This window comes from Roseateles sp. GW835-FHT13E02 (assembly GCF_058794035.1).
Window position 1 is genome coordinate 39,308 of record NZ_JBXAGJ010000010.1, and the last position, 25,590, is coordinate 64,897.

The 25,590-nt window shown below is 56.1% G+C and carries 29 protein-coding genes; all 29 read right to left on the reverse strand.

What is annotated here, in order from left to right:
• Positions 1-644: 644 nt before the first annotated feature.
• Positions 645-980 (reverse strand): hypothetical protein, encoded by a 336-nt coding sequence (locus AC1Q6P_RS11400; protein ID WP_492664843.1) that lies wholly within the window; start codon positions 978-980, stop codon positions 645-647.
• Between the two features lie 42 nt (positions 981-1,022).
• The gene (locus AC1Q6P_RS11405) at positions 1,023-1,391 is read right to left on the reverse strand and encodes a hypothetical protein (RefSeq protein ID WP_492664842.1); all 369 of its coding nucleotides are present in this window, start codon (positions 1,389-1,391) and stop codon (positions 1,023-1,025) included.
• 101 nt (positions 1,392-1,492) lie between these two features.
• Positions 1,493-1,864, reverse strand: coding sequence for a hypothetical protein (locus AC1Q6P_RS11410; protein ID WP_492664841.1), 372 nt, complete (start codon positions 1,862-1,864; stop codon positions 1,493-1,495).
• 48 nt (positions 1,865-1,912) lie between these two features.
• On the reverse strand, positions 1,913-2,254 hold the full coding sequence (locus AC1Q6P_RS11415; RefSeq protein WP_492664840.1) for a hypothetical protein: 342 nt from the start codon (positions 2,252-2,254) through the stop codon (positions 1,913-1,915).
• Between the two features lie 120 nt (positions 2,255-2,374).
• The gene (locus tag AC1Q6P_RS11420) at positions 2,375-2,773 is read right to left on the reverse strand and encodes a hypothetical protein (protein ID WP_492664839.1); all 399 of its coding nucleotides are present in this window, start codon (positions 2,771-2,773) and stop codon (positions 2,375-2,377) included.
• A gap of 52 nt (positions 2,774-2,825) precedes the next feature.
• The gene (locus tag AC1Q6P_RS11425; protein WP_492664838.1) at positions 2,826-3,146 is read right to left on the reverse strand and encodes a hypothetical protein; all 321 of its coding nucleotides are present in this window, start codon (positions 3,144-3,146) and stop codon (positions 2,826-2,828) included.
• A gap of 17 nt (positions 3,147-3,163) precedes the next feature.
• Positions 3,164-3,388, reverse strand: coding sequence for a hypothetical protein (locus AC1Q6P_RS11430; RefSeq protein WP_492664837.1), 225 nt, complete (start codon positions 3,386-3,388; stop codon positions 3,164-3,166).
• 161 nt (positions 3,389-3,549) lie between these two features.
• The gene (locus tag AC1Q6P_RS11435) at positions 3,550-3,918 is read right to left on the reverse strand and encodes a hypothetical protein (RefSeq protein ID WP_492664836.1); all 369 of its coding nucleotides are present in this window, start codon (positions 3,916-3,918) and stop codon (positions 3,550-3,552) included.
• Between the two features lie 22 nt (positions 3,919-3,940).
• Positions 3,941-4,321: a hypothetical protein gene (locus tag AC1Q6P_RS11440; RefSeq protein ID WP_492664835.1), complete on the reverse strand. Its 381-nt coding sequence runs from the start codon at positions 4,319-4,321 to the stop codon at positions 3,941-3,943.
• Positions 4,322-4,363: 42 nt separating this feature from the next.
• Positions 4,364-4,720, reverse strand: coding sequence for a hypothetical protein (locus AC1Q6P_RS11445; protein ID WP_492703181.1), 357 nt, complete (start codon positions 4,718-4,720; stop codon positions 4,364-4,366).
• A gap of 80 nt (positions 4,721-4,800) precedes the next feature.
• A complete protein-coding gene (locus AC1Q6P_RS11450) occupies positions 4,801-5,169 on the reverse strand; it encodes a hypothetical protein (protein ID WP_492664833.1) in 369 nt (122 codons plus the stop codon).
• A 150-nt stretch (positions 5,170-5,319) separates the two neighbouring features.
• Complete coding sequence (locus tag AC1Q6P_RS11455) at positions 5,320-5,715, reverse strand: hypothetical protein (RefSeq protein ID WP_492664832.1); 396 nt, start codon at positions 5,713-5,715, stop codon at positions 5,320-5,322.
• A gap of 443 nt (positions 5,716-6,158) precedes the next feature.
• On the reverse strand, positions 6,159-6,518 hold the full coding sequence (locus AC1Q6P_RS11460) for a hypothetical protein (RefSeq protein WP_492664831.1): 360 nt from the start codon (positions 6,516-6,518) through the stop codon (positions 6,159-6,161).
• 272 nt (positions 6,519-6,790) lie between these two features.
• Positions 6,791-7,246, reverse strand: a complete 456-nt coding sequence (locus tag AC1Q6P_RS11465) for a type II secretion system protein (protein ID WP_492703183.1) — start codon at positions 7,244-7,246, stop codon at positions 6,791-6,793.
• Positions 7,247-7,277: 31 nt separating this feature from the next.
• A complete protein-coding gene (locus tag AC1Q6P_RS11470; protein WP_492664829.1) occupies positions 7,278-7,667 on the reverse strand; it encodes a type II secretion system protein in 390 nt (129 codons plus the stop codon).
• Complete coding sequence (locus tag AC1Q6P_RS11475; RefSeq protein WP_492664828.1) at positions 7,667-8,167, reverse strand: type II secretion system protein; 501 nt, start codon at positions 8,165-8,167, stop codon at positions 7,667-7,669. The genes AC1Q6P_RS11470 and AC1Q6P_RS11475 overlap by 1 nt, the downstream gene beginning before the upstream one ends.
• Positions 8,164-10,572 (reverse strand): secretin GspD/PilQ domain-containing protein, encoded by a 2,409-nt coding sequence (locus AC1Q6P_RS11480; RefSeq protein WP_492664827.1) that lies wholly within the window; start codon positions 10,570-10,572, stop codon positions 8,164-8,166. The genes AC1Q6P_RS11475 and AC1Q6P_RS11480 overlap by 4 nt, the downstream gene beginning before the upstream one ends.
• Positions 10,569-11,105: a hypothetical protein gene (locus AC1Q6P_RS11485; RefSeq protein WP_492703185.1), complete on the reverse strand. Its 537-nt coding sequence runs from the start codon at positions 11,103-11,105 to the stop codon at positions 10,569-10,571. The genes AC1Q6P_RS11480 and AC1Q6P_RS11485 overlap by 4 nt, the downstream gene beginning before the upstream one ends.
• Positions 11,102-11,776, reverse strand: coding sequence for a hypothetical protein (locus tag AC1Q6P_RS11490; RefSeq protein ID WP_492664825.1), 675 nt, complete (start codon positions 11,774-11,776; stop codon positions 11,102-11,104). Before AC1Q6P_RS11490 ends, AC1Q6P_RS11485 begins: the two co-directional genes overlap by 4 nt.
• Positions 11,773-12,348, reverse strand: coding sequence for a hypothetical protein (locus AC1Q6P_RS11495; protein WP_492664824.1), 576 nt, complete (start codon positions 12,346-12,348; stop codon positions 11,773-11,775). The genes AC1Q6P_RS11490 and AC1Q6P_RS11495 overlap by 4 nt, the downstream gene beginning before the upstream one ends.
• A complete protein-coding gene (locus AC1Q6P_RS11500) occupies positions 12,345-13,172 on the reverse strand; it encodes a hypothetical protein (protein ID WP_492664823.1) in 828 nt (275 codons plus the stop codon). The genes AC1Q6P_RS11495 and AC1Q6P_RS11500 overlap by 4 nt, the downstream gene beginning before the upstream one ends.
• Positions 13,153-14,841: a GspE/PulE family protein gene (locus tag AC1Q6P_RS11505; protein WP_492664822.1), complete on the reverse strand. Its 1,689-nt coding sequence runs from the start codon at positions 14,839-14,841 to the stop codon at positions 13,153-13,155. The genes AC1Q6P_RS11500 and AC1Q6P_RS11505 overlap by 20 nt, the downstream gene beginning before the upstream one ends.
• Positions 14,838-16,001, reverse strand: a complete 1,164-nt coding sequence (locus AC1Q6P_RS11510; RefSeq protein WP_492664821.1) for a type II secretion system F family protein — start codon at positions 15,999-16,001, stop codon at positions 14,838-14,840. The genes AC1Q6P_RS11505 and AC1Q6P_RS11510 overlap by 4 nt, the downstream gene beginning before the upstream one ends.
• A gap of 165 nt (positions 16,002-16,166) precedes the next feature.
• Entirely contained in the window at positions 16,167-16,583 is a 417-nt protein-coding gene (gene gspG / locus AC1Q6P_RS11515) for a type II secretion system major pseudopilin GspG (RefSeq protein WP_492664820.1), read from the reverse strand.
• Between the two features lie 39 nt (positions 16,584-16,622).
• Positions 16,623-17,030, reverse strand: a complete 408-nt coding sequence (locus AC1Q6P_RS11520; protein ID WP_492664819.1) for a hypothetical protein — start codon at positions 17,028-17,030, stop codon at positions 16,623-16,625.
• Positions 17,027-17,992 carry an RHS repeat domain-containing protein gene (locus tag AC1Q6P_RS11525; protein WP_492664818.1) on the reverse strand — a complete coding sequence of 322 codons (966 nt, stop codon included), beginning with the start codon at positions 17,990-17,992 and terminating at the stop codon, positions 17,027-17,029. The genes AC1Q6P_RS11520 and AC1Q6P_RS11525 overlap by 4 nt, the downstream gene beginning before the upstream one ends.
• A 13-nt stretch (positions 17,993-18,005) precedes the next feature.
• A complete protein-coding gene (locus tag AC1Q6P_RS11530; RefSeq protein WP_492664817.1) occupies positions 18,006-20,414 on the reverse strand; it encodes an Ig-like domain repeat protein in 2,409 nt (802 codons plus the stop codon).
• A gap of 5 nt (positions 20,415-20,419) precedes the next feature.
• The gene (locus AC1Q6P_RS11535) at positions 20,420-22,507 is read right to left on the reverse strand and encodes a hypothetical protein (protein WP_492664816.1); all 2,088 of its coding nucleotides are present in this window, start codon (positions 22,505-22,507) and stop codon (positions 20,420-20,422) included.
• Between the two features lie 1,564 nt (positions 22,508-24,071).
• Positions 24,072-25,423 (reverse strand): IS3 family transposase gene (locus tag AC1Q6P_RS11540; RefSeq protein ID WP_492664815.1). Its coding sequence is split into 2 segments (ribosomal slippage): positions 24,072-24,958 and positions 24,958-25,423, totalling 1,353 coding nucleotides; the frame shifts between segments, so codons are not numbered across the junction.
• Between the last annotated feature and the right edge of the window lie 167 nt (positions 25,424-25,590).

Below are 25,590 nucleotides of genomic sequence, written 5' to 3' on the forward strand. Positions count from 1 at the left end.
TCAGTTCGCTGCGAGCCTCAACACCCGTGTCTCACCGAAGATTGAATTCGCGGCGTTTTGTCTCGTTGTAGTTTGAATTTTCTCTTGAGCTTGGCCGAATGGATGGGGCTCATCATGGCCGCAGCGCGTAAGTCCGCGCGCAAACGGCTGCGAGCGAGCAGCTAGCGCAGCCGCCCGAGCTCGATTTCGAGAGCTGGCTAGTTTTGACCACAGAGCCTGCTTGAATCGACAAGGCCAATGGACATAAGCGTGCAGCAACTACCGCTAGGCAGCGGTTGCAGCCTCTCAGATGCCGCGCTTAGAAGGCGGCATTGAGACCATTCAGTTCAACTCCCGGGTTTACGGTCGCCACTGCAGCGTGCCCGGTCTCTCGCCCGCTGCAGTCGAACTCACACTTGCAGGCGATCACCCGTCATCGACTGGTTCGGCGCCGACTTGGCGGAGCGGCGTGTCTGAAGGTCGTAGCAGTCATTTGCGGCGATCTGACTCATCGCCGTGAAATGCAGCCTACTGACGATGGCATCCGCCGGGGGCCTACTCACGCGCCCTACCGTAAACAGACACAAGCGATTGCTTGCTTGGCCGCCACCGAATCGGGGCACACGCACTTCTAGCCCCGGGGTCGATTCAATCCCGCTGACGCATCAGACTTCGTGGGGGTCCATCTGCGAAACCTCACAGTAGCCACTGCTTCCGATGCCTGCTGTGTAGACCACGAAGCCCTTCTTTCCTGTGGAAAGCATCAACAGCGTGAGCGCGAGCATGGCCTTGTGCTCGGACTTGATCAACATCCAACCATACGGACTTGATGCACAGTTGCCTGGCGGGCCACTGTCAATTCGGATCATCAAGCCTGCTGACGTGCTGGTGGTGTCAGAGATGGTTCCATGCTGATAAGTATCCGCTGCCCGGACCGCCGGAACGAGCAGACTCAAGCCCGCTGCCAGCGCAATACATTGCCGGACAAATTGTCGCTTCATTTCAAACCTCCATGGAAAGCAAATTGGAGCGTGCCGCACAGCTCATTTGCGAATCTCGAGCGTGGTTCCGTTCACAATTTTTGTGTTTCCGTTCTCCCACACATCGGTGCACCCATTGACCCAGCCGTTAACCTGTCTACCGGTCAACGCTGCAGTCAGCGCCATGGTGTAAAAGAGCTTGAAATTTGGGTGGTCTTTGCGAATCAGCACCATGTTTTCGAGGCCAGGCGTCGCACACCCTTCCGTATTGGCTCTGCCCTCAAGTGTCAGAATCAAGTGACCGGAGTCATGGATCGCAACAGCCAATAAGTTCTGCGACAAATTGGGGCTATTCGCGCTGCAAGCGAAGGCAGTGAAAGCCATTGCCGAAAACAACGCCAAACGAGCAAACTGCTTAATGATCTGTCTCATGGATTGACTCGACCTTATTCGAAAACTTTTAAACTCGAGGCTAAAACCTATCTGGGGCTTTGGCACTCAAAGGGGCGCCTCATGAATTGCACCAAGACCCACTATTGAATGTGCAAACCGGTCAAAGTGCATGTGGTGTCACTGTTTCGGACGAAATCCACCCTCACCAAGCTCAGGCTTTGCGCCTTGGCCTGCATCAGCAAGGCGAACATGCCGCGGCCTGACGGCGTACTCATGTCGATGTACATCAGGTTCCACTTGCAGACATCTTGAATATTCTCATTCGGATAGAAACCAGCGCTGGTCGCACCTTCTGAGAACACGCGTAGCACTGTCAGAGAACCTCGGGAGTCAGCCCAGACCGAGCCTGCAAAAGACAGCGTAAGGACCATCAAGGCCAAGCCCCGAATCGACTTGGCGATGCGACTCGCTGCTGCCGCAATCTGCAGCTTTGGGCGCGCAATGAACTTCATTTTTCTATCCAATATGCATCACCCCAAACAGGGCTTAATTGATAATTTTCACTCGGCCACAATTTTCACAGCGGTCGCACTTTGATAACCCCAGACTCCGCAATTGTCGGTGTACCAAAACTGAATCTTCTTGCCGGTCGCTGCGGCGGTCAGAACCGTCGCCCAGATCCGAGACCTTCTTGCGTCATTGGCGGCGTAAATATGCCAAGATTTCCCGTCGCAATTTGCTGCATATTGACGAGACTCTTTGGTATAGACGATCAAATAGTCTGAATCTTCCACAAAGGCGCTGGCAATTGTGACGGGCTCTGTCCAGCCACTAGCTTGTGCACCTAAGGCAGGCACCGTCAAAATAACGGCCAAAATAACGCGGAATGATGTCATTTTCATGATGTTTAAGTTCCTTCTCTCGTATTCGAATGCCAGCGCGAAGTGATTAAACAATCAGCGCCGAGTTTTTTACCGGCCGCTTTGAGCCGCCCGGGCGAGGATTCATTTGAACCAGATCGATTACTCATCGACCCGAAGAAAGTAAAAACCCGTCACCCACTGCCATGCGGGGAGAGGCTTGCATTCGCTGATTCCAGTCGTGTCGTTGATCCAGATCGTGACGCTTTTCTGCGTTTGCTGGGCCAACATCAAGGTGGCATGAGTTCGCTTGCATGTTTCGGGGCTGATCCCACCGACCGTGGTGTTGACACTGCAGAGCCGAGGCCAAACAAGAGGCCCGAGGCTTTCCGCAAGGACGTCACCGGTCACCACATCCATGGCAACACCCCGAACGCGGCCAGCGCAGGTGTAGTTGGCCTGGCTGGAAGCTGCGGTCAAGAGCGCCGCTGCAGCCACCAACAAGCGCTGCGCATACGGGCGCGAGCGCCTTGCCTCGCTTCTTTGCAGCGTCGAATTCATCACGTGCATATCCGCCCCTTCAAATCGGAATCAAATTCGCCCTGAATCCACCTTAGTCGACCGTTCTGACCGCCATGGTCGGCGTGTCCAATTCATACGCGGTGCAGTTGTAGCCATCTGGGTAACGCAACATCACGCGCTTGCCTGAGCTCTGAGCGGCAAGCACCGTTGCCAGTTTCATCTTGGTGGCGACATGCTCGTTGAAACCCAGCAAATGCCAGTTCTGCCCCTCCAAAAGAATGACTATTGCGTTATTTTCCACCTGCACACTCAACACTTTGGCTGCGGGGCAGTCAATGGCAAAGGCACTGTGCGCCGATGCCAGACACACCACAAGCGCCAACAATTTTCGGAGCAAGGCCATCGCTTTCATCTCCCGTAGATTTCATTTCAATTCATGGAATAACCAGGACCGGAATTGGTTGTTAGTACAAAGTACCCAACAAGCGGGCGGTTATGTTCCCAGCCATCAATACACTGCGTCACATCTGCTTGCGCCCAATGGACATGCACAGCCTTGCTGCTGTTGATTGCAGCCAATGCCATAGCTTCATCTGAACGAGTGGGCAAAGCAATCCAGCGGGTGATTCGGCCATCGAAGAGTTTGAGCTGCATGGAAAGGCGCTCAAAGTTATACCATTTGTATACTGCATGTACGGTACCAACACAGTCAACGGCAGCCGATGCCACGCACGGGAAAAGTAAAGCGCCTAAGAACGATAAACATACACCCGCGTTCCTGAAGCCCATCGCACAAATCCTCTTAACGACTCGTCTCAAACCGGATTGAGGGTGTAGAGCTTGCAGAACTTCGCGCCCGAGCCTTGCCAGATTTGATCGTCCAGCACCCAAACCCTGACCGGTGACTTGTTGATATACGCCATCATGATGGTGGCCATGGCGGCTTTGAAGCCGGGGTCGCTGGGGCGCAGCCAAAAACCCGCTTCGCAGCCCGTTGCGACCGGTTCCGACACGGTGACCGAGACATCGCCACCGCCGTACTCGGGATAGACAAAATAGCCCGTCACGGTGATTTGCCGGGCATGACCGGCAACCGCCGCGGTGGCGGCGGGCACAAAGCCCGAGCACAAAAGGGCAATACTTAATGCGCTGAGGCAGAGACGAAAAAAAGGCGAAACCATCACTACTTTCTCCAGGTGTACTTGTTCATGACTCGGTCAACAAAACCGTCCAACCCAGCGCGCCAGAATTGGCCCAGGCCGGCACGGCCGAACACGCGTTGTGGTCGTAAAACCGGATGGTGACTTTTTTGTTTGTTGCCTTGGCTGTGAGCAGGGTGGCATACATCGTTCGGCACACCTGCGGTGAAACGCCATTCCTGCCAGGCCCGTCGATATCGCACAAATAGGTGTATGCGGGCCCTCCGGCCAAACTCAGCGTCACCGTGCCCACGTTGTTGAGTTGCAAGCTGAGACTGCTGACTTCTCCCGCGCAATCCACAACCGCAGATGCAGGAAGGGTTGTGCACATCAGTGCACCGGCAAAGCAACCCAACAAGGACTTGACCGGAAGCTTTCCTTTCAGCATCACCTTCTCCAAATACTGCGCGTTAAGTGCTAAATCGGCTGATTAATCACTCACGCCGTAATCCCAATCCTCAACATGGGCACCGCCAAAAATCGCACAAGCACCCGTGCCATACACCCAGAGGCGTTTGCCGCTGGCTTTGACATGCATGGCGAGGGCGAGTGCGGCTTTGCCGCCGGCGGTGTTGGTGTCAATGGCAAGGGCATTGGGGTAAGCCGCCGCATTGATGCAAGAGGGGCTGTTGGACACGGGCTTGTCGAACATCACCATCGCCCGGCCATCGCGGTCCACCCGGATGTTCGTCACCTGGGCTGCAGCGATGCTGCCCGCCTGCGCTGCAGGGATTGACACGAGGAGCGCCGACATGACGCAAGCCCAAGCGCGGATCACTTTCATCATTGCCCCGGTTCGAACCGGCGAGTGCAGTTTCACTGTGTCCAGGGCGAGACCCCTCCCCTTTTCAATTGATTTCCACCTGTTTACTTGACGACCGACACATACCCCGGCGCTGGCGCAGCGCCGTAGGTGGGCAGGGTGCCGCAGGACTTGAGCGCAGCATCGCCGTAGTAAATGGTGACCGTCTTATCGGCGGCCAGGGCGATATTCAAACTGGCTTGCCAGCTTTTGCAGGTGTTGGTGCTGACGCCCGCGCGCGGGGCTTCTACATTGCAGATCGTCGTCCAGTTACCGGCGTAGTCCGTCAGGATCATCAATTCACCATTGCCGTAAATCAGCACTCGCTGGACTTTGCCTTCGCAATAGAGTTCGGCTTGGGCACCCGTGCTGGCGGTCAACAGCGCCACAGTCAGGGTGATCCAGCGGTTCATCTTTGGCTTAGCGGCTTTCATTTGGCTCGAATTCCATCATCAAAAAAGACTAAACAACATACACACACTTCAGCCAGCCAATTTTCCCATAAACAAGCGAATCAAGATGCGAATCAGTGGCTAGTACTCGGCGCGACGTTATGTACAGGGCACTCATAAGTGAGCAACCATTCAATGCGACCCACCCAGGATTGTTTCCTGCACTCGGCAGGTGCTGTCATTGAAATAGATCGAGATGGGTGTACGGGTAAGCAAAGAAATGGTTAGATCTAGTTTTATATTTTTTAACCCAGGGTGATTGGGGTAGACCGACGCATAGTATTGCCCATAGCCGGAATTAGATACACAGCCCTCAAGTCTCGGCTTGACATAGACATTGACACCACCGTCTGCCGTGTTGGCGATCTTCTCAACGACGACGTTCTCTACCCAACCTGGGCCCGTCGCATTAGCCAGGCCAGCAAAAAACAACAAGCCCGCAACGAATTGAACATTCCATTTGCGCTCGACATTTAATTTAGGCTCAGTTGCATTTGCCTTCGATAAGACTGAACGATCATTCCGCATAGCGTCTCTCATGTAGCAGTTAAGGGTCCTGAATTGCCAAACTACTGGCGGCGATCACAGTGTTATAGGTATGGCTTGCAACGCTGTACCAAACCACAGGCTCGCAGCCGTGAACATAAGCCACAATTCTCTGCTTGGTGTTAAAGGCCATCATGGCTAGCGCAAGCAGGTGCTTGTACTGTGGATGGTCTGATTTAATAAACAACTGGTTTTATCCGACGCATCCACTTGGATTTCCAAAGGCACCAAAAAGCATGAAACCCTCGGAACGGACAATGTCAATTCTGGTGGGCACTGCGGGCTCGCTATAACCAGCGGCGTGCGTTTTCACTCCACCGATCAAAAGACAGCAAACAAGAAGTGATTGGGCATTCAAAAAACGCATGGCGTTCAGACTATTGCGGTCAAACATAAGGCCTTCTCATTAGGAAGATTGCGTGCGCTTAGGGAGTCAGCCAATTGATGGAATCCACGCTTTCACCATCACTCCATCGTTCACAGGCATTGGTCCCATTCACATGAATGGGCGCGTTCAGAGCTCGCGCAGTGAGCAACATGGCAATCTGCCGCTTGCCTGCCTCTGACTTCTCGTCGCGAATCACCCAATAAACCTGACTCTGGGCGCATGCTGGCCTGGCGCTGGGACTCCCCTCCAAATAGAAGTACACCAAGCCATCCGAGGCGCGAAAGACGAGGCTTGTGATTCTCCCTAGCTGGGATCCGGCGAAAGACAAAGGAGCAATGACCATGGCTGCAACAAACAATGTGAGGCAGCGAGCCTTTGGTTTTTCAGATTTCTTCATAGGGCGACTCTTCGTCAATGAACTGTTAACAGGCCAACACGGCCTTACCCGACCATTTCAAATTTTTTTGAAAACTTGACTTTTAGATTTAAATTGCGCACCAAATTTCGACCAGAAGCCCATGAAAGCAACCAAAGAGAATTGCCACGCCACATACTAAAGGGCAAGACGATGATATGCGGATCGCCGCAATGCGATTGATTAGCACTTACTTCTTTTCATGGCCGACCTCTTGATGAAAGTCCTACTGGACCAGCAGCCTTCGGCCTCGATTAATTACAGCGACAAGGTTTACTGAGCCCCTGCTCCGCATACCAAGCATCAGTTGCCCCGAAAACCCAGTGCGCATAGCTTGTCGCATGGCCATCATCTTTTCCGGGTAGCTGCAGTTGCATGATCGGCTTTTCATTTGATTTGCTAAATATTCCGATAATCTTCTGATCAGATGAAAGTACTAATCCCCAATCATCGCCCCCCGTCATCGGATCAGAGAAGATCTTTCTAATATGCCGTTTTTTGAAAGGAAAGCGAGGATCAATCAGAAGGTCCGTCAAGGCCGCTGGTCCGCCTGAGCTGCCGATCACTGAAGCCGATCGGTATGATTGTAAGGCCTTTGAAAACTCATCACCAATCCTCAAAAGCTCTTTTTCTGCATGCTGTCTTTGCATACTCTCGGCGACCTGGACCGACCAAATACTGGCCGAGCCGAAGATGGCAGTCAGTATCAACAAGAAGATATAGCCAAAGCCACCCTGGCACCTACCAACTTGCATACGGCCGCCCCTGTTTATCAAGCGCACTGGATCCGCTTCTTATGTTGTACAAACTTCCTTTATATCCCGCCGGCACCGCTTCGGTGACCCACGACGACGATGATTCGGTGATGGGATCAAAAGGCTTTGCTGCCAGATACTTCAACTCAACCAATTCTTCAAGATTCTCGGGGTATCTTCCTCGGTCCCCATAGAAGCGATCAATTGTTTCTCGAACAGCACGCAAGTTCTCCCGAAGGACCACCTCCTTCGAGGCATCAAGCTGACTGTAATATCGAGGCACAGCAAGGGTCATCATCACTGCCAGAATTGCCAAGACCACGAGCAATTCAATTAGTGTGAATCCCAGCCTCAATCCCTTCTTGTGCATATCCATCACCACTTCCGAATTGGAACGGAATTCAATCCAATTGCCTCGGATTTGCTGTAGACGTCATAGATATCCTCTCCTTCTTGCGGCGCGGCGGCCTCGCTTGCATAGGATCGTTTCCCCCATGCCTCTTCATCACCTATCTCAATATCCGTAGCGAACGGATCTCGGGGAAGCCGACGCAGAAAGAAGATCTTTTTTCGTTTTGGATCCCGCTGATCCTCCACACCTTCAACGAGCATGCTCAGGGAGGGCGGATACCCCGACTGCCCAGCACGAATCCTTATCCCCCCCTGATCCGCCACGCGCTTGTAGGCATCAATAGCATCACGAATTTCCCAGAGTGCCCGCCTTAGTTCCAGCTCTTTCTGTCGTTGCACATGTACCTGCGCCAACGGCACAACGATGGTTCCTAGCAAAGCGGTAATTGCCAGAGTTACCATCAGCTCGATCAGCGTGAATCCATTGCGCACGCCAGGCATGCGATTCGCTTCGGCGCAGTTCATTTGGCGATGTTCAAGGTCAATGGCGCGGGAAGAGGCAGGCTCACAGCCTGGCCCGATGGCCCTGTTCCCGAGGCGCTGAGTACCCTGATATGGGTGCTGGAAGCGGTCGCGGACAGCGCCTTGAAGCTGAACGTTGCCAATACACCCGGACCTGCGCCGCCCACGGCTCCTGTCGCAGTCGAAGTGATTGACAGCTGACCTGGTCCGAGGAGCCTGGAAGTGAAGCGCGTTGGCGCTGCGCCAGCTTTCATGAATCCGCCTTCGGTAGCGGAGACGAACTGGACCAGCGCAGGGTCAAAACCGACGATCACGGGAAGATTGGATATCTGCTGCTCGCTTTGCAGCGACAGCTGAACGGAGAAGGCCTCATTCGGCGCCACGCGCGTTGGGCCTTCCCAGCGCATCACACTGAGCCCAGTCACAGTCCCTGCGTTGCTGGTCACAGCCATGCTCATGGGAGCAGGCAGGGCATTTGGCAGTGCCTGGACTTCTGGAGCGCCAAGGGTTGTGTCTGGTTGCTGTACCCCTGATGGAGGAGATGAAGTTCCCGGCATCGCACCCGAAGATGTCGCTGGAGCTTGCGCGGTCGGTGACGATGGGGCACCCGCCAACTGCGCCTGCCCAGCATCCGCCGGCCAAGCCCGCAGACTGGCCTCAGTGCCCGCATCAAACTCCATCGCCTTTGCTTCAGGGCGAGTGACATTACGCAAAATCCGTGGCGTGATGGACAGGACAATTTCCGTCTTACTAGCATCCTCGGATTGATTGCCAAACAAGCGCCCGAGGATCGGAACTTCGCCAAGCAGCGGCACCTTGTTCGCACTACGCCGATCCTCGTTGTTGATCAGCCCAGCCAGCACTTGGTTCTCACCATCCTTCAAGCGCAACACCGTCTGCGCAGAACGAGTGCCGAGCTGATAGGCCAGGGATCCCGACTTGGTCTGCTGTTGACTGATGATGTTGCTCACCTCCAGCGCCACCTTGATTGCGACTTCGCCATCAAGATAAATCGTGGGCTCGACCTCAAGCTTGATGCCGACATCGACATAGTTCACTGACTCGGCCACAAATCCCACTGCCGTCGACGTCGTCGTGATGTTGGGGACTCGCTCGCCAATCAGAATGCGTGCCTTCTCGCGATTGCGAGCACGAATGCGTGGGTTGGCAAGGATGTTGGTGTCCGAGTCCTGCTTCTTGGCCGTCACTGTGGTGGCGCCCACAGTCACGCCGACGTCGCTGCGAGTAACTTGGCGGAAGTCCTCGAGCGTCAGGGCTCGGCCCGCACTCGCCGGCAGCAATGCCAGCGTGGCTTGATCTGGCCACCGAACCCCAAGATCCAGCAACTTGCCGCGCTTGACCTCCAGCACCTCAACTTCCAACATCACTTCGGGCTCAGCTGCGTCGTGCAACGCCACCAGCTTCTCAGCCATACGACCAGCCTCAAGACTGTCGCGAACAATCACGAGGTTCAGACGCTCGTCCACAACCACATCTTTGAGCTTCAGAAGCGTCTTGAGCGTGTTGGCCACGTTCTTCGCATCAGCGTTCGTCAGGAAGAAGCTCTTAACGATCAGCGGTTGATACTCCCGCTGCTTCGCCTGTGTTGCCGGATAGATCAGCACAGTGCTGCCGTCAAGAACGCGCTGCTCCAGCTGGTTTGTCAGGAGCAGCCAATTGACTGCCGCTTCGACGGTGCTGTTGCGCAGGTAGATGGATGTGCGGTGATCGGTTTTGACTTCCTTGTCAAACAGGAAGTTCAGCCTCGATGATCGAGAGATCACCTCGAAGATCGTTCGAAGCGGCACATCCCTGAACTCGATATTGATGGGGCGCTTATAGGCGGCAGCCAAGGCTGGTTCAGGCTTGGCCTTACTCAATTGATCATCGATCGATCGCAGCAAGTTTGCTGCGCTGACGTTGGACGGATCCTCTGCTCGTACGGCACTGAGCTTGGCTCTTGCGGAGTCCCAGTCCTTGCGACTCACAGCCGCTTCGGCTTCCTTGATGTCTGCATCGCGCCGGCGCATCTGCTCGATCTTGCGCAAGCCTGCAGCCGCACGCTCGGGGTTCAGTCGTAGACCCTGCGCTTCTCGATAGCCGAGCACAGCGTCATCGTAACGTCCCTCAGACAAGGCCAAGTCGGCCTGAGTCGTTAGGCGCAAGCCATACTGTTCCCGCGCTTGCATATAGGCCAATCGGTACTCGGCAGAACCTGGTTCAAGCCGGCTGGCCTCTTCTAAGCGCCCGATACCCTCGACCACCTTACCTTGGGCAACAAGATCACGACCGTCCCGGTACGCCATCTGCGCGGCACAGCCGCCCAGCAACAGCATGCATCCCAGCAGTGCCCCCAGCAGCAGACGACGACGATGACGATCGCCGGCCTCACTCACAAAATGAATCACTCAGCCTCTCCGATTGCCAAGGTTTGTTGCTGCCCCAGCGGCAGGTACTTCAGCGTCATCACCGGCGGCCGAATGGCCACGACGGCGTACGCGTTTTCTAGGGTCGAACCTTCGCGCACAAGTAACGCTGTGTCGCCCCGCAGCAGATACACCTCCCAGTAGCCTTGCTCTTGCTTCTTTCCGGCATAGGTGTAAGGCAGGGGAGGCGCGGTAGGGGGCGGTACGACAACTGGCCCGGGCGGCGGCGGCGGTGGCGTCCAGTTGTGGGTGCGAAACAAATCGCCAGTCTGCGAACCAGCAGCGGTAATCAGTTCCTCCCGAGGACGAAGTTCGAGCAACTCCTGTGACAGACCCGGGCTACTGGCGCTCGCGCTGGCCGACGGGGTTGTCGGGCCAGGTACTCGTTGGATCGGCCGAGCCAGCTTGCCTGCATCACCCGTCGGGGTCTTGTCGCCAAAGACAGCCAACCATGCAGCGCCCGCGAGCAAGGGACCGAGCACCCACCAGCGCCATGTACTCCGCGACGCCGTCATTGCGCTGGTTCCGTCTTGTAGCGCTCGATTGAGCGCGCCGCCTTGTCGCGGAGCCACAAGGACAGATGCAGGCTGGCCTCCAACTGAGCTTGGCCGACCTGATTGCGCTTGAGCACCAACCGGTCTACCGACGCATTGGGTAAGCTGCGCAGGAGCAACTCTATGAATCCGCGCATCTGCACATAAGACCCCTTGATCGGCAGGCTGACTTGCAGTCGCCCAATACCACCGCTGCTTGCGCTTTGCTGGAAGTCAGCCTGCTGAACCACCAGTTGCACGCTCTCAGCAAACTCATAGAGCTGCCGCAACTCTGTCGTGACCTCATCGGGCTGACGCAGCACCGCCCGTAGACGATCGTGTCGTGACAACAGTGGCGCTTCGCGAGCCGCGTCGTCGGCGTTCAAACTCTGCTCCAGTCGACTCTCGCTGTCCTTGCTGGCAACCAACTGCTCGACCCTGCGCTCCTCTGCCTGCAACAGCGCCTCGGACCGTCTGCCATCGAAATCGACCCAGCACGCGGTTGCCACTGCGGTCACGACGGACAACGTCGCCAAAGGCCAGATCCAGCCGTGACGCCATACCAGCACCTCGACGCGCAGCCTGAGCCCGTAAATCAGTGGCCGTACGGCCGCAAGCGCCCTGCCCATGGGCTGTTCTTCAAACTTCGTCATTGCCGCCCAGCCCATACATCTGGCGCAAAGCGCAAATCGAAGCTCAAGCGGGCTGGCAGATTGCTGTCTTGATCATTGGTTTCATGCTGCAGCAAACGCATTTCCTCGATGGCTCTATCAGTGGCGAGCTCGTTGCTGTACGCCAGCAAGGCGTCAATCCGCTTGGCCTCGGCCTGGATACGCACCGATGCTTTCTTTCCGTCAGGCTCCAGCAACGTCAAGCCGACATCGCCGGGTGTTTGCCGCTCGAACGTATCCAGCACCAGTGACCATGGGATGTTCAAGTACTGGACCGCCTGATTGTGCGCAGCGACTTCGTCTGAGCTGAGCAGCACAGGCGCCTTCGCGACCGGCTTCACTCGCTGCTCGAGTCGAGCCTGGTTTTGGTGCAAAGCCTGACGCCGGCTCGCGCGCTCGGTACTGGCACTCTCGTGCTGCCAAACAGTGAACACGGCCGAAGCAACACAGACGATCAAAACCATCAACGCCGCCAGGTTGGCCGACCGCTTACTCGCGTGACCGAACAGGCTTGATGCAAAGCTTGCTTGCACCGACCATGGGCTCGAGCTCATGCGGCACCGCCTTTCCCTGGCACCGGCATCGCCAACTGAGCAGCCAGCCCCGCCTCACAACTCGCTGCTGCCCGACCAGAAAGAAGAGGGCGACGCTCAAATACGACTTCGCCAAGCTCGATGCTTTCTGGCGAGGAGCTGAGCGCATCGAACCAAGAAACCTCTGCGCCAATAGCGAGGCCCTCTCGCAGGCTTGCACGCTGAAGCTCCAAGGCGATCCGCTCGACACGTTTCGGTCGATCTGCATCAAGTGCAAAGCCGCGCACAGAGATCACCCGCCCTGCCTGCAATGCCGCCACTGTTCCGGATGACAAGCCCCCAAAGCACACCCATCCATCTTTGCACCTTTCGGTCTTGACCGAGTGCAGCTGCTGTCCCAGCACGCTATCAATCCACCCCTTCCCCACCGACTCAAACGCTCGAGCGATCCAGGCAGGAAACGCCATGCAGAGCAGCCTCCCCTGCATGTGCCAGTCACCTGTGAGGCGCCAATCCAACGCACTACCACCGAAGAGCTGGACGCAACGCCCCATGGCGACCGCTCGCAACTCCGCAAGTGAGCGGGTGCCGACAGGTACGGTCTGCGACCAGTATCGAACATGGCTGTCGGCCAGCACGAGTCGCAGCGGTCGCCCTGCCCCACCTGGTCGGCGGCCGAGCACATCGGTCAGGGCAGCGACAAGCCGCATTTGGCCGTCGCCCCTGGCCTTAATTTCAGGCAACCAAGGCAACTGCAATGACAATTGCTCGCCGTCCGTGGTGGACAGCGCCAAACTGGTAGACCCCAGCCCCAGATAAACAGGTTTACGCAGCCACCGTGACACGGCGCACCTCCTCAAGCGTGGTTTGTCCTGTCATCGCCACCATGAGTGCGGCATCCGTCAGGCTGCGAGTACCCTTGGCTCGCGCGAGCTCCTTCAAGCGACGTATCGGGTGACGTTCAACAATCAGTTCGCGCAACTCATCATCGAGTCGAAGAATTTCGGCGATTGCACGCCTGCCCTTGAAGCCGGTGCCGCGGCAGTCTCCGCAACCACGACCCTGCATGAACTGGTAGAGCGTCCTGTCCTGCGGTTTAACTCCAGTCTTCAGCAGCTCGGCTTCACTCGGACCGTAGGGGACGCTGCAATGTGGACAGTTCAGGCGCAGCAGGCGTTGTGCCCAAATGCCGTTGAGGGCGGACACCAGCGCATAGGGGTCAAGCCCCATATGCAGGAAGCGCCCAAACACATCAAAGACATTGTTGGCGTGCACGGTCGTCAGCACCAAGTGGCCGGTCAGGGCCGACTGCACCGCAATCTCGGCGGTTTCACTGTCGCGTATCTCTCCGATCATGATCTTGTCGGGATCATGTCGAAGGATGGAGCGCAGCCCCCGCGCAAAACTCAGGCCCTTGCGCTCGTTGACCGGTATCTGCAGCACGCCCGGCAGTTGGTACTCAACGGGGTCTTCAATAGTGATGATCTTGTCTCGTCCCGTATGAGTCTCGGACAGCACGCCGTAAAGAGTTGTGGTTTTGCCAGAGCCTGTAGGACCTGTGACCAAGAGCATTCCGTAGGGTGCCTCCATCAGGTCGCGCAAGATACTCAATGAGTACGCATCAAAACCCAGGGCATCGAGGCTGAGGCTCCCATGCGCCGCCAGCAAGGCTTGCTTGTCCAAAATGCGGATGACCGCGTCCTCGCCGTGGATGCTGGGCATGATGGAAACACGCAGATCGATCTCCCGGCCTTGCGCCGAGACGCGGAAGCTGCCGTCCTGCGGCACCCGTCGCTCCGCAATATCTAGCTCCGCCAGCACCTTGAGCCGGGACATCACCTGCTCGGCGACCGCCACACTGTCCACCTGCGTGATGGCATCCAGCACCCCATCGATGCGGTACTTGACCGCCAGCCCCTGCGCGGTGCTTTCGAAATGCACGTCGCTTGCGCCCGCGCGCAAAGCGTCATACAGCGTCGAATTGACGATGCGCACCGTATGGCTGCCCGCCTCTGAGAGCGCAGCAAACGACAGCACCTCTAAGCCGGACTCTTGGTCGGCCATAAGGCTGCCGGCATGAGCCGCCAAGCCATCAACCGCACGGGACTGCGCCTCTTGTTGGCTGAACCAGGCATGAATGTCTGCCGCCGTTGCCAGCACGAAACGCACGGGCGTTTGAGTCAGATTATCGAGCTGTGTCTGCAGATCCGCGTCGAAGGGATTGCTGATCACGCCCACCGCATCGACGGGTGCAGCCAGCAGTATCGCGCCCAGTTGCTGCCCGCGCGTCAGGCTCAGGTTCTCGAACAAGGCGGTGCATTCAAGCATCTGGGCGGTTTCCCAGCAGTCCATGCCGAATGCAACCGCCAAAGCCTGCGCGGCGTCGCGCTCGGGCAGCGACAACGCTTGTGCCAACACTGTCACGGGCGAGCGACTCACGCGAGCCTGCGCCAACAAATCAGCAGACAGCGCAATTGGGGAAGTGCTTGCTTCCAGGGTCTCTGGAGCGATCACCTCAGGCTCCCCGCAAGATCAAAGATGGGCATATACAAAAGCAGCACGATCATGCCGACAACAAGGCCGATAACGGCCATCAAAATGGGCTCAAACGCCTTGGTGAAGCGCTCGATCCAGCGAGTGGTCTCCCCTTCATAGAACTCAGCCGTTCGAACCAGCATCAAACCCAGCTGGCCCGAGCGCTCACCCACCTTCAACAAGCCCTCAGACACCGAGGTGCTGAGTCCGGCCGCAGAAAACGCTTCAGACAGCGGCTCACCCTGCGATATGCGGCGGGACACTTCAACCATGACGCCTCGCCGTGATTGCGTCAGCACCGCCGACGCCAGATCCAGCGCTTGCCCGATCGGCAACCCGCCCTCCAGCAATATGCCCAAAGTCAGATAAAGCCGGGACAGCTCAAGCAGCTCAAGGCGAGACTGCGTCCCCGGGATGACGGCCAGCAGGCGCCACCAGGCCCCTTCACGAAGCTGGCGTCGTCCCCACCAGAGCATGGCCCCGACCGACAGGCCGACACACGCCAGCAGCGGCCCCGCGTGCGCACTCGCGAATTTGCCCCAATCGAGCAGCAACTGCGAAGCCCAGGGCAGCGCGCGCCCACTGCTTTGATAGACCAAGGCGAACTTGGGCACAACGTGGCCCAACAGGAAGGCCGCCACCAATCCACCGACCGCCATCAGGATGGCCGGATAAATGGTTGCTGCCACGATCTTCTGTCGCACGCTGCTGAGCCGTGTTTCGTAGTCCACATAGCGGGCCAGCGCTCGCGGCAAATCGCTGCTGCCCTCGGCCGCCTGCAAAATACCGACGAACAGCGGCGGAAACAGTTGCGGTTCGCGTCCCAGCACAGCCGACAGCCGCAGGCCTTCCCGCAGGCCCGCAGTCAAGCGCAACAACACCGCTTGCACGGGAACCGATCGTTCCTTTCGCGCAAGGACATCGAGGGATTCGATGACGCTAAGCCCTGCGACCAACAAGGCGTGAAGCTCCTGCGCGAACAGCAGCAAGGGGAACCGGGCGCTGTGGGCTCGCACATCGGCGGCCTGCCATTGCACACCCGTGAGCCCGCGCTGTTGCAGCCGCATACGCAGGCCTGCCTCATCCGGGGCGTCCAAGGTCAATGTGACGAACTGCTGCTGCGCATCAAGGGCGCGCACTCTGAACTGCACTCATGGCCTCCCTGGCCTTGCTTCTGCGTATTTCTCTTACACCAGTTAGTCAACCAGCCGGCGACAAACTCTGCGCAGTTCCCGATCGGGACCACTCAATCGAACCGAGGCTCACACCTACTAGAACTCTTTAGAGACGGACTGATTGCGGCTTCAATAGTTGCCTATGTCCGCGTCCTCCCCCAGGCCTCCTGGCTGACCATCTTTGCCAAGAGACTCGACATCAAAGTCGCCTCCGCGGGTGCTAGGCCAGCGATATAAGTAGGGGCGGCCCCATGGATCCAATGGCACATCTCGGTCCAGATAGGGGCCATTCCACTTCGCGGCAGATGCGGGTTTCACTCGTAGAGCCAGCAAGCCCTCCTCTCCCGTCGGGAATCGGCCGACATCCACGCGATAAGTCCCGGCAGCTCGGGCAAAGGCTTCTATCTGGGACTTGGCAAGGCCTTGTTCGGATCTCCCGATTTGAGAGTAATACTTTGGGCCGACATAAGCAGCAAGCAAGCCAATAATCGCCACAACAACCAAAAGCTCTAGAAGCGTAAACCCACAGACCTTGAAATGACGCATGGACTTCATAGGCCAAAAAGGCCCGTAAGAAGACCGCGACTAGGAAATAGTCTGAAAATGATCATTTGCCAATGCAATTGCATGATCCACGTCCCCATTCAATGCCCTGAGCATTTGCCAAAACCAAGACAGATGCTCCCTCAGCTCATCCAAACTCTTCGGCTCAATAGCAAGAATTGACAACGAGAGTCTCGCCCTCAACAAATCGGGCCTTGAAAAATTGGACAATCCATTATTGCTCTCGATAAATTCCCACAACTGCTCGCGTCGCTCAACACAATTACCCGCTTCAATATTGCCTTCAATAAAATCACGAAGAAGGCTTATATCGAGCTGTAGATCAGATGCAATCGCCAGATTACTCGAAACCACAGCCAACATATACGTCGACAGCAGCCGAGCGGCAACAGCCGGATCATCTGGCCACTTTATATCTGATATCTTCACCAGGTGACCCCTAAATTTTTAAGCAAATCCTGGCAACTCGGACACGGCATTTTTGGCTGATTATGAAATTCACCACCAATATTGACGGTACGAACTGTCCCACCGGCGGGGTCAACCCCCTGGCCAAGCAACTTATTAGCACACACAACTTCCGAGCACCCCCCATGCCATGGAGCACGGCTAGCCTTTGAGCGGTTGCCCATTAGGTTTGCCAGTACCCGCGGCGAATCAACACTAGTCTCTCCGCTTACACCTCTAACAACGTGTTCTCCAACGCTCATTTCGGAAGCCGCACCACCACTACCCCTTTCAGCAAGCGTCATATCGGACAGAGCCTCCAAAGTTTTTGGAGCAGCTTGGGTTGCTCTAAAGGATCTATATAGAGCCGCCCCCCCCCTAATCACCGCACTACCTCCGACAAAAAGAGCTGCCTCTTTATAGACGCTGATCATAGCGCTCTTATATGAATTAATCTCCGCCTCAATATTGGGAAATCCATTTATCCCGATACTCTGACGCCCATCGGGATCTTTGTACTTGAGCGGATTGTTGTTCCCATAGTTGTACCGATTGAACGAGTGGATGTTCTTCTCGGTGAAGTCCACTGGATCGATCGACAAGAAGCGCCCCAGCACGGGGTCGTAGTTGCGCGCCCCGAAATCACTCATGCCCGTGTCCGGGTCCGCCTGTTTGCCGTGGAACCACTGGTTGTTCGCTGCCGCCGGCTTGAGCATGCGCTCACCATAGGGGCGATAGCTCTCCCGCCATAGCAGGTTTCCAGCCTCGTCCGTCGCAACGATCGGCGATCCTGCGGTGTCGTTGTGGTAGTAGACCGTCTGGGCCAGAGCCAGACCTGGCATGCCCAGGCCGACAAGGAGTGCGACGCACAGCCCCATGGCCCAGCGACTCACTCGTTGGCCTATTGATGGCACAGCAATACCGCTATGTACTTGATGTTTCATGCGCTGCATGGCCTCAGTCATCCAGAAGTAGTGAGTTGATGATGCTCATGATCGCCGCGGTGACCTGCCCGGACTCCACCCGGGTGGCGACCGCCGTACTGCTCGATGCATTGGAGCCATCGTTCACGTAAGTGGCCGTGAAGTTGTGATACCCAAACGGCAAGGCCGAGGTGCTCAATGTGGCCTTGCCATTGGCGATGGTGCCGGAGCCAATGAACACGCCGTTGTCGTAGAAGTTCACCACACCGTCCGGCGTGCGCCCCCCACTGACAGCGGCCGTCAAAGTGACCGCCTGACCTGGCTGAATCGCGGCGGACGACACGCTCAGATTCACCGCCGTCGCAAAGTAGGCCGACTGCGTGCTTGTCGCTATCTTCTGCCCGTTCAGGTAGATGTGCTCTTGACGCTGATTGGTGGCGGCATTGAACTCCATCAACAAGTCACCATTCCCGCGGTAGATTTGGTATGTCGTTTGCCCGCCCTTTGTCCGACTCAAGCGCATGCCCAGGGCGTCATAGTCATACGTGATCTGATCTGGCGCGCCACATTTGGCGCAGATGAGCCGGGAGTTGTCGTCGTACTGAAAGGCAATACTGCCATTGGACGTGATATTGCCGCGAGCATCGTAGCTATAGCTGCCAGCCTTCACGCCGGTCGTGCTGGCTAAGCGATTGCTCGTCTTGTCATAGACATAGTCGAGCACGCCGCCGAAACTTTGTCTTGTGATGTTCCCGGCACCGTCATAGCTGATCGGATACGACTGCCCGGCGTAATCCACCCTGGTCATCCGGTCAATGCCGTCGTAGCCATAACTGCGATTGTTGCTGGCGTTCGCCGAATCGGCCACGGTGCTGACGTTGTTGGCCTTGTCATAACCCACCGTCAAGCCGGCGTACGCTTCGCCTCCACCCTTGCCTACCTTGATGGTCGCTGGCCTTTGGCGGCTGTCAGGCGAAATCGCGGTAACCACGCCATTGGCATAGGTCACGGACTGCATCAGTCCTGACGGGTCGTAGCTGACTGCGCTGACGTAACCACCCACCTTGGTCGGGCGGCCCAGCACATCAGGGGCAAGGTCTAGGACGCTTCCCCTTTTTGGATAGCTGATCTGCTTGAGGTGATCGTTGCCATCATAGGCATAGTCGGTTGCAAAGCTGTGCCCTCCGACCTCCAGCTTCTCCTGGGTCAGATTCTTGTTGGCGTCGTACTCCCAAGCCCAGGAGCCGGCCGCATTGCTGGCCGTCTTGGGCAGCCCAGTCTTGGTCCAGGTCCGGCTAACGTTCTTGGTCGCATCAGGGTAACGAATCGCGGTGAGTTGCCCCAAACTATCCAGGTCGAAATAGGTCGTCTGCGCCGCCCCAACTTTGACCGAAGTCATGTTACCCAGCTCATCACGCCCATAGGTGGTCGTGCCGGTTTCCGGATTGACAACCGAGGTCAAGTAATAGCGGCTGTCATACCCATAGCTACGTGTGAGCCCCCCTTGCTTCACTTCCGTCACCTGACCCTTCACATTGCGTTTGAGCGTGATGTTCGCATCAGCCACAGGCGTGCTAATCACCATCAACTCGGCATTGTCGGGACTGCCGAACGCGCGGAACGTATGCGTGATCACATTGCTGCGCTCATCAGTGACCTTGGTCTGCGGTTCACTTGCTGCACTGGCTTGGTATTCATACTTGACAAAGCTGCCGTCCGCATGAGTCACACGTGTTGGGCGATTCAACGCATCATAAGCAAAGGTCGTGCCGCTCGCGGGAGTTTCGGTCGATGCAACCGGATAGGACTCAAACGTCTTGCGCCCCAACGCGTCATAAGTCCATGTTCGCTTGATACCACCCGCCGTTTGTTCCACCAAGCCACCGAAGCCGTCAAACTTCTTTACTTCGCTGAAGGCCCCGCGTGACAGAGTCCGAGTTTCTGGAGTTGAACTCGTATACCGCGAATACACGACCCTCGTCTCCTCGCTCCCGGTCTTTGCCGGCGTGATGAACTTGATGCGGCAAAGTTCGTCGCTTTCAAAGAGGGATTTATGCCCCTCGCCATCGGTTTCGGACTTCAAGCAGCCTAGATCATCCACCTCCCGAAATATCGTGACTTGCTCTGGCTTGCCCTCGGCTCGCACTTCTTTCTGAGGTATGCCGAGCTTGTAGTCGCTGTAACGAGTGATAGAACCCCGAGCGTCTTTCCGAGTTTCCAAGTCACCATTGGCATGGTAGGTAAAAAACGTCGTTACACCATCGCGATCCTCCGACTGGACCAAGTTTGTGTCGGGCACATACACACGCACTACCGCTGTAGTCGACTGAGCGTGCACCGCAGCGCTTAGCGAAACAAATAGGGCGCCATAGCTCAATGCTCTCAATCTGAAACTGATATCAGCACCGCAAGGTTCATTTCGTCTGGATTCGAAGCTATTCATAGCTGTTAACTGCATGCGGCAGGATTTGCAACACAAGGATTGGGTGGAATGGAAACCTGCGCTCCTGCTGGACTCACTTCGACAGTTTCACCTTCTGACAGTCCAATAAAGTTCCGCTCGAAGTCATTTCGATAAGTGGTCTTTGTACGACGCACCCCGCCAGGACCACGCTCCTCGACAACCGCAGGCCTTCCAAACCAGTCAAAGTCGCTATATGCGGTTGAGTACTTCACACCGTCACGCAAAACATCATGGCGAGAGAGTACGCGCCGATGGGGTCGGCCGCCAGGATTCCTCAATACCCCGTACTGCGTCCTAACAAAAGGTTCGCCATATATTTTGTTTGGGTGATTATCCTCAATATTTCCAACAGTAGGGAAGGCCTCATAATAAAAGTCCTCCCGCTGGAGATCTCCAGTTTCCTTTCGTACAAGAGCCCCAATCATCCAGGCCTCTTCACCGACCTTCTTCACGCACTGAGCAACACGATCAAGTCGATCGGTGTGTGTGACCCAATTATCACTGTTACCCCACCCAGTCCAGGCGGCCTTGGTGTACAACTCAACAGTCGAATCACCCGCGGACTGATATGCGCCGCCCGCATAGTAGTATTTGGTATCCCCGTCGGCATTGCTTACCGTCACCACATCGTGACTTCCGCCGAGCGTAGCCTTTGCCAATTGGTATCTCTCGAAGACAACATCGTTGTGCTTGATCTCCGTCAATCGTATTGCGCGCCGCGGAGCCCAAACGTGGGGCGGCGCGCTTGAGAGCAACAGATTGTATGGATTGCGAAAGCCTGCCGGATCTATAGGGATCTCCGACAAGACAAAAGGATCTCGTGCCTGGGGTCGCCCAACGGCACTCCAGCACTCGTTCCATGTCATCGCTAGCGGGAAAGAGACGACCTGATAGTCGAATTCCTCCCGCAAACCGGCGGGATGCACGATCGCTTTCAGTAGGTACGCGTGATCCGCTTCAGTGCGCGGAATGTACTCGTAATCATAATGGCCTCCCCATGAATAGGATACTCGGCTTAGTGTTGAGTAGAATATATTTGGCGGATTATAAAAATACTCTACAACTTTTCGCTGCCCCAGCGAAATACTCGTCAACTGAGGTTGGCGGCCAGAGTCAACGGTCTTCAACGCCGGTTCGCCCGCGTCATATTCAAGCGTAAGAACGACCCCATCACTCCTTGAAATCTTCGTTGGCACACTGAGCTTGCGCGCATTGTTCGACACTCGATCTACAGAATAGGCCTTATAAGCCGGGTCAATTTCCCTGTAGTGGATCCCATGCAGACCGTCATCACGGCCGACTGTTGAGTACTCAATTGAAACCCAGTTACCGCGCTGATCACTTACTCGCGTCGGCCTGTACATCGTATTCGTGTATCTGATACCTCGATCTCGCCGCCCCATTTCATACTGCATTCCATCAGGACTGTGCGCAATCAACCTCATCGGCTGCGGGATCTCTCCATTCTGTACTCGGGCCGTACAAACCAGACGCCAGCCCGACGCTGTTCGAAGCGTACTGGTCTTAGGGTATTCCTGCGCCCATTCAAAGAACTCCACGGAGCCGTCAGGTAGCTCAATTTTTGGTGTCTCAGTTAGTTTCAAAGCAGCGCCACTGGTACCAGACCAAGTGGGCTCGGCTTTTATTCCCTCACAGAATGTCCACTTTTGCTTCGGTGGAATGGAAGAGTTCGAATCGAAATCAAATCCACTTTCACTTTGCTTGTCAGACATTACAATTCTTGGGCCCACAAACATTCGCCATCCATACCCAAGTCCAACCCATTCTTGCGTTGCAACGCCTTTCCCTTGATCAAACAGCCAATACCCATCCGAAACTGGAGACAGGATCGCGCCCTGCCTTGGCGTATCCACGGCTGTAAATTGCCCTGAAAGATTGTGCGGGGCTGTAGACAGGATATCTGTTCGATAAATGCGTGCAATCTCCAAAGGGATTACACCACCCAACCGGAAGTCGACAGCAACAGAGATCAGCGTTCCCGAGTAAGGGTCCACCTTTATCGGCTTAGATGCTACGGTCTCAGGATTCTGGCTGCCCTTGTCTACGCTCATGGCGAGTGCACAGGGGATTAGGGCGATTGATGCACATAGGAATATGGTTTTTGCAATAGCTTGGCGGGTCATCTTTAGCGTGGCCAATAAGTGTTGATCTTCAGCAGTGAAAAGTTGGCGCAGAGCCGATGCGCTGTCATTTAGGCATTCGCACAAAAATAGCGTCAAAGCTTTAGTGGAGCCAATCCGATTTATTTGATTCAAGTCATACACCACCTGGAGTTTCAGCGACCGAGCTGGGCCTGAAGCTCTCACTGGAACCTCCATTAGTAGAGCAAATTTTACGCACCTAAATACCCTTCGGAAGAGCCAAGTCCTCATGACCAAGGTAAAAGCCCCCTAAAAATGTCCATTCAGCAAATCGCATCAACACTCCCAACAGCGCTTGTTATCGGACGGGCCAAAGGCGATCTCGGATTCACCACCCAGCCAGCCAAGAAAATAATTCACCCCGACACCAGAAGACAACGCCGCACACGACGTTGTTTACGTTTTAACATATTAATTTGCGCTCGCGAATGTGAGCGCCCCGAAGTTCAAAATAATCCAAACTCATCAACCTCGACTGCACGCCTTAGCCGCTTGGGACAATAAATCCTCCGCAACAGATCACTTCGATTTCACCTCTTCAAGTGACTGCACCAATACCTCAACAACACACGATGCGCCCTTACATGCAATCTCTGGGACTCGTGGATCAATTAGAAAACACTCAAAGTAGCGATTAACAGCGCCTCACAGCCTTCAAACTATTCAATGACTTGGGAGTGGCAGTCCATAGCGGATACGCGCACTTCAATTGCTTACTGAGACTCTCGCCCCCGCTAGACAAAACCCGGAGAATTCTGCATTCCAAACATGCAGGCGTCCCGCCATTCGCTGAGTATCGTGACCGCTTGCGAAGGCAACGCGAACAATCCTAGACATCCTTACGTGATCTCCAGACGCGGCTGATGCTGCAGCGATCTACCAACTCCGCTTCACCCAGTTCGGACATTCGAATCTCGGCGCGATTCAGGGACGTTCTTCGCTCTCTGTTCTGGACTTGGCACATCAGGAACAACCAGGGAGCCTCGGCGCTGCTGTCAGGCTGAAATTCGGCTCCTGCATCAGGTCCTTGACTTTGAATAAGAACCAACTTTGGTCGGGAACAGGATCATTCGGGGCGCGCAACCTAACGGCCGGCAGGTCAGCACCCGGCGAGCCGCACGGAACGATCTATTGGCGAAGAGATAAGCGCAGCTGGCTTAGGAACGTGCCGATGAGGCTGTGCACACTTGTGCACTATGCAAATTTTCTTGATCCTCCCTACACGTCACTCGTCGTGACGTGCACCGCACACTCTGTTGTGTACAGCCCTCATAAGCGCTCTTGAGCGCCTTATTGGCTTGACTAACCCATCGAATCCGGAGTCGTCTTACTACTAGTGCTCCCGGTATCGAGTCGTCCCGCCGCCTTCAGACGAATGGCGGCTACCGATACCAGTATGCCCCCTTCAGTATAAGAGCACTCACTTGAATCGCCCCGGGTTTGAACTGCCCCCCAGAAGTTGGACGGCTGGAAGCTAGCAGCTCGATGCCTGAGTCCGGTACTGGACCGGGCTCAAGCCATTGAGTTTGAGCTTGATGCGTTGATGGTTATCGTAGTGAATGTAGCGGCGTAGGCCCGTCTTCAATTCTGCGATGTCAGCGAATTTGCTGAGGTAGAAGAACTCGGACTTGAGCGTGCCGAAGAAGCTCTCCATGGCGGCGTTGTCCAGGCAATTGCCTTTGCGCGACATGCTTTGCGTCAGCCCGTGAGCGCTGAGTTGTTTGCGGTAGGCGGGCATCTGATAGTGCCATCCCTGATCGGAGTGCAGAAGCGGCGCAGCGCTGCGTCCCTTCAGCTTCGAGAACGCCTTTTTGAGCATGTTTCCTACGAGGGAATACAGGGGGCGCTCCTGCATCTCGAAGGTCACGATTTCGCCGTTGTAGAGGTCCATGACAGGTGACAGGTAAAGCTTTGCGCCGCGGACATTGAACTCGGTCACGTCAGTCACCCATTTCTCGTTCGGCCGCGCTGCGTCAAACTGGCGATCGAGCACGTTCGGCGATGGCACGGACTCACTCCGGTAGGAGCGGTATTTTTTCGGCCGAACCAGCGACTTCAGACCGAGACCGCTCATCAGCCGCTGCACGGTCTTGTGATTCACGGCCTGGCCGGCCTGACGTAGCTCGGCGGTGATACGCCGATAGCCGTAGCGACCTTTGTGGCGCTCATAGACGGCCTTGATCGTTGACTTCAAGCCCGCGTACTTGTCGCTGGTCTCCAAGACCTTGGTTTGATAGTAGAACGTGCTTCGCGACAAGCCCGCGACGGTCAGCAGCATCGGCAACGGGTAGTCTGGCCTCAGCTCGAGGACGGCTTGCGCTCTTTCTGCGCGGCTTGCCGATTGGCTCGAACCAAGGCCTCCAATTTTTTTAGGTAGGCCACCTCCGCGCGCAGTCTTTCAACCTCTTCACGCAAAGCACGGTTCGAGCTGGTGTCGTCCGTGTCCGGCGGCTCTGGATTCGGCTTATTTGCCTTCATAGGATGCGCTGGTCTTCTGCCTTCCAATGCCGCGACACCGCCGCCGTCGAAGGCGCGCCGCCAGACGACAACCTGGTTCGGGTTGCGAATATCGTAAATCGCAGCAACCTGCCGACTCGAGAGCCGTTCACGATCTTGATGCGTCAGCACCTGCAGCTTGAAATCAGCAGTGTACGCACCGCGTTTCGGCTGCAGGGCGGCAACTCCATGCAGTCGGTAGTGACTGACCCAGGTCCGAATCTTCTCCTCGGGCACTGACCAGCGCCGGGCAAGCAGCTTCGCGCCGCCTTCTCCAGCCAGAAAGCTCTCAACAACCTTGAGCTTGAACTTTGTTTCGTACTTCCCCATGGGACCCTTTGAAGTTTGTCCAACTTCTGGGGGGCAGTTCAGTTTCGAGGAGGTTCGAGACTCTGAGAGGATGAGCCATGAGCAAGCCGAGTTGGCTCTCATCCGAGGTGCGCGAGCGCGCCGTGAGGACGGTGCAGCAGCCCACTCATCTTGCTTGACTCTCTGAG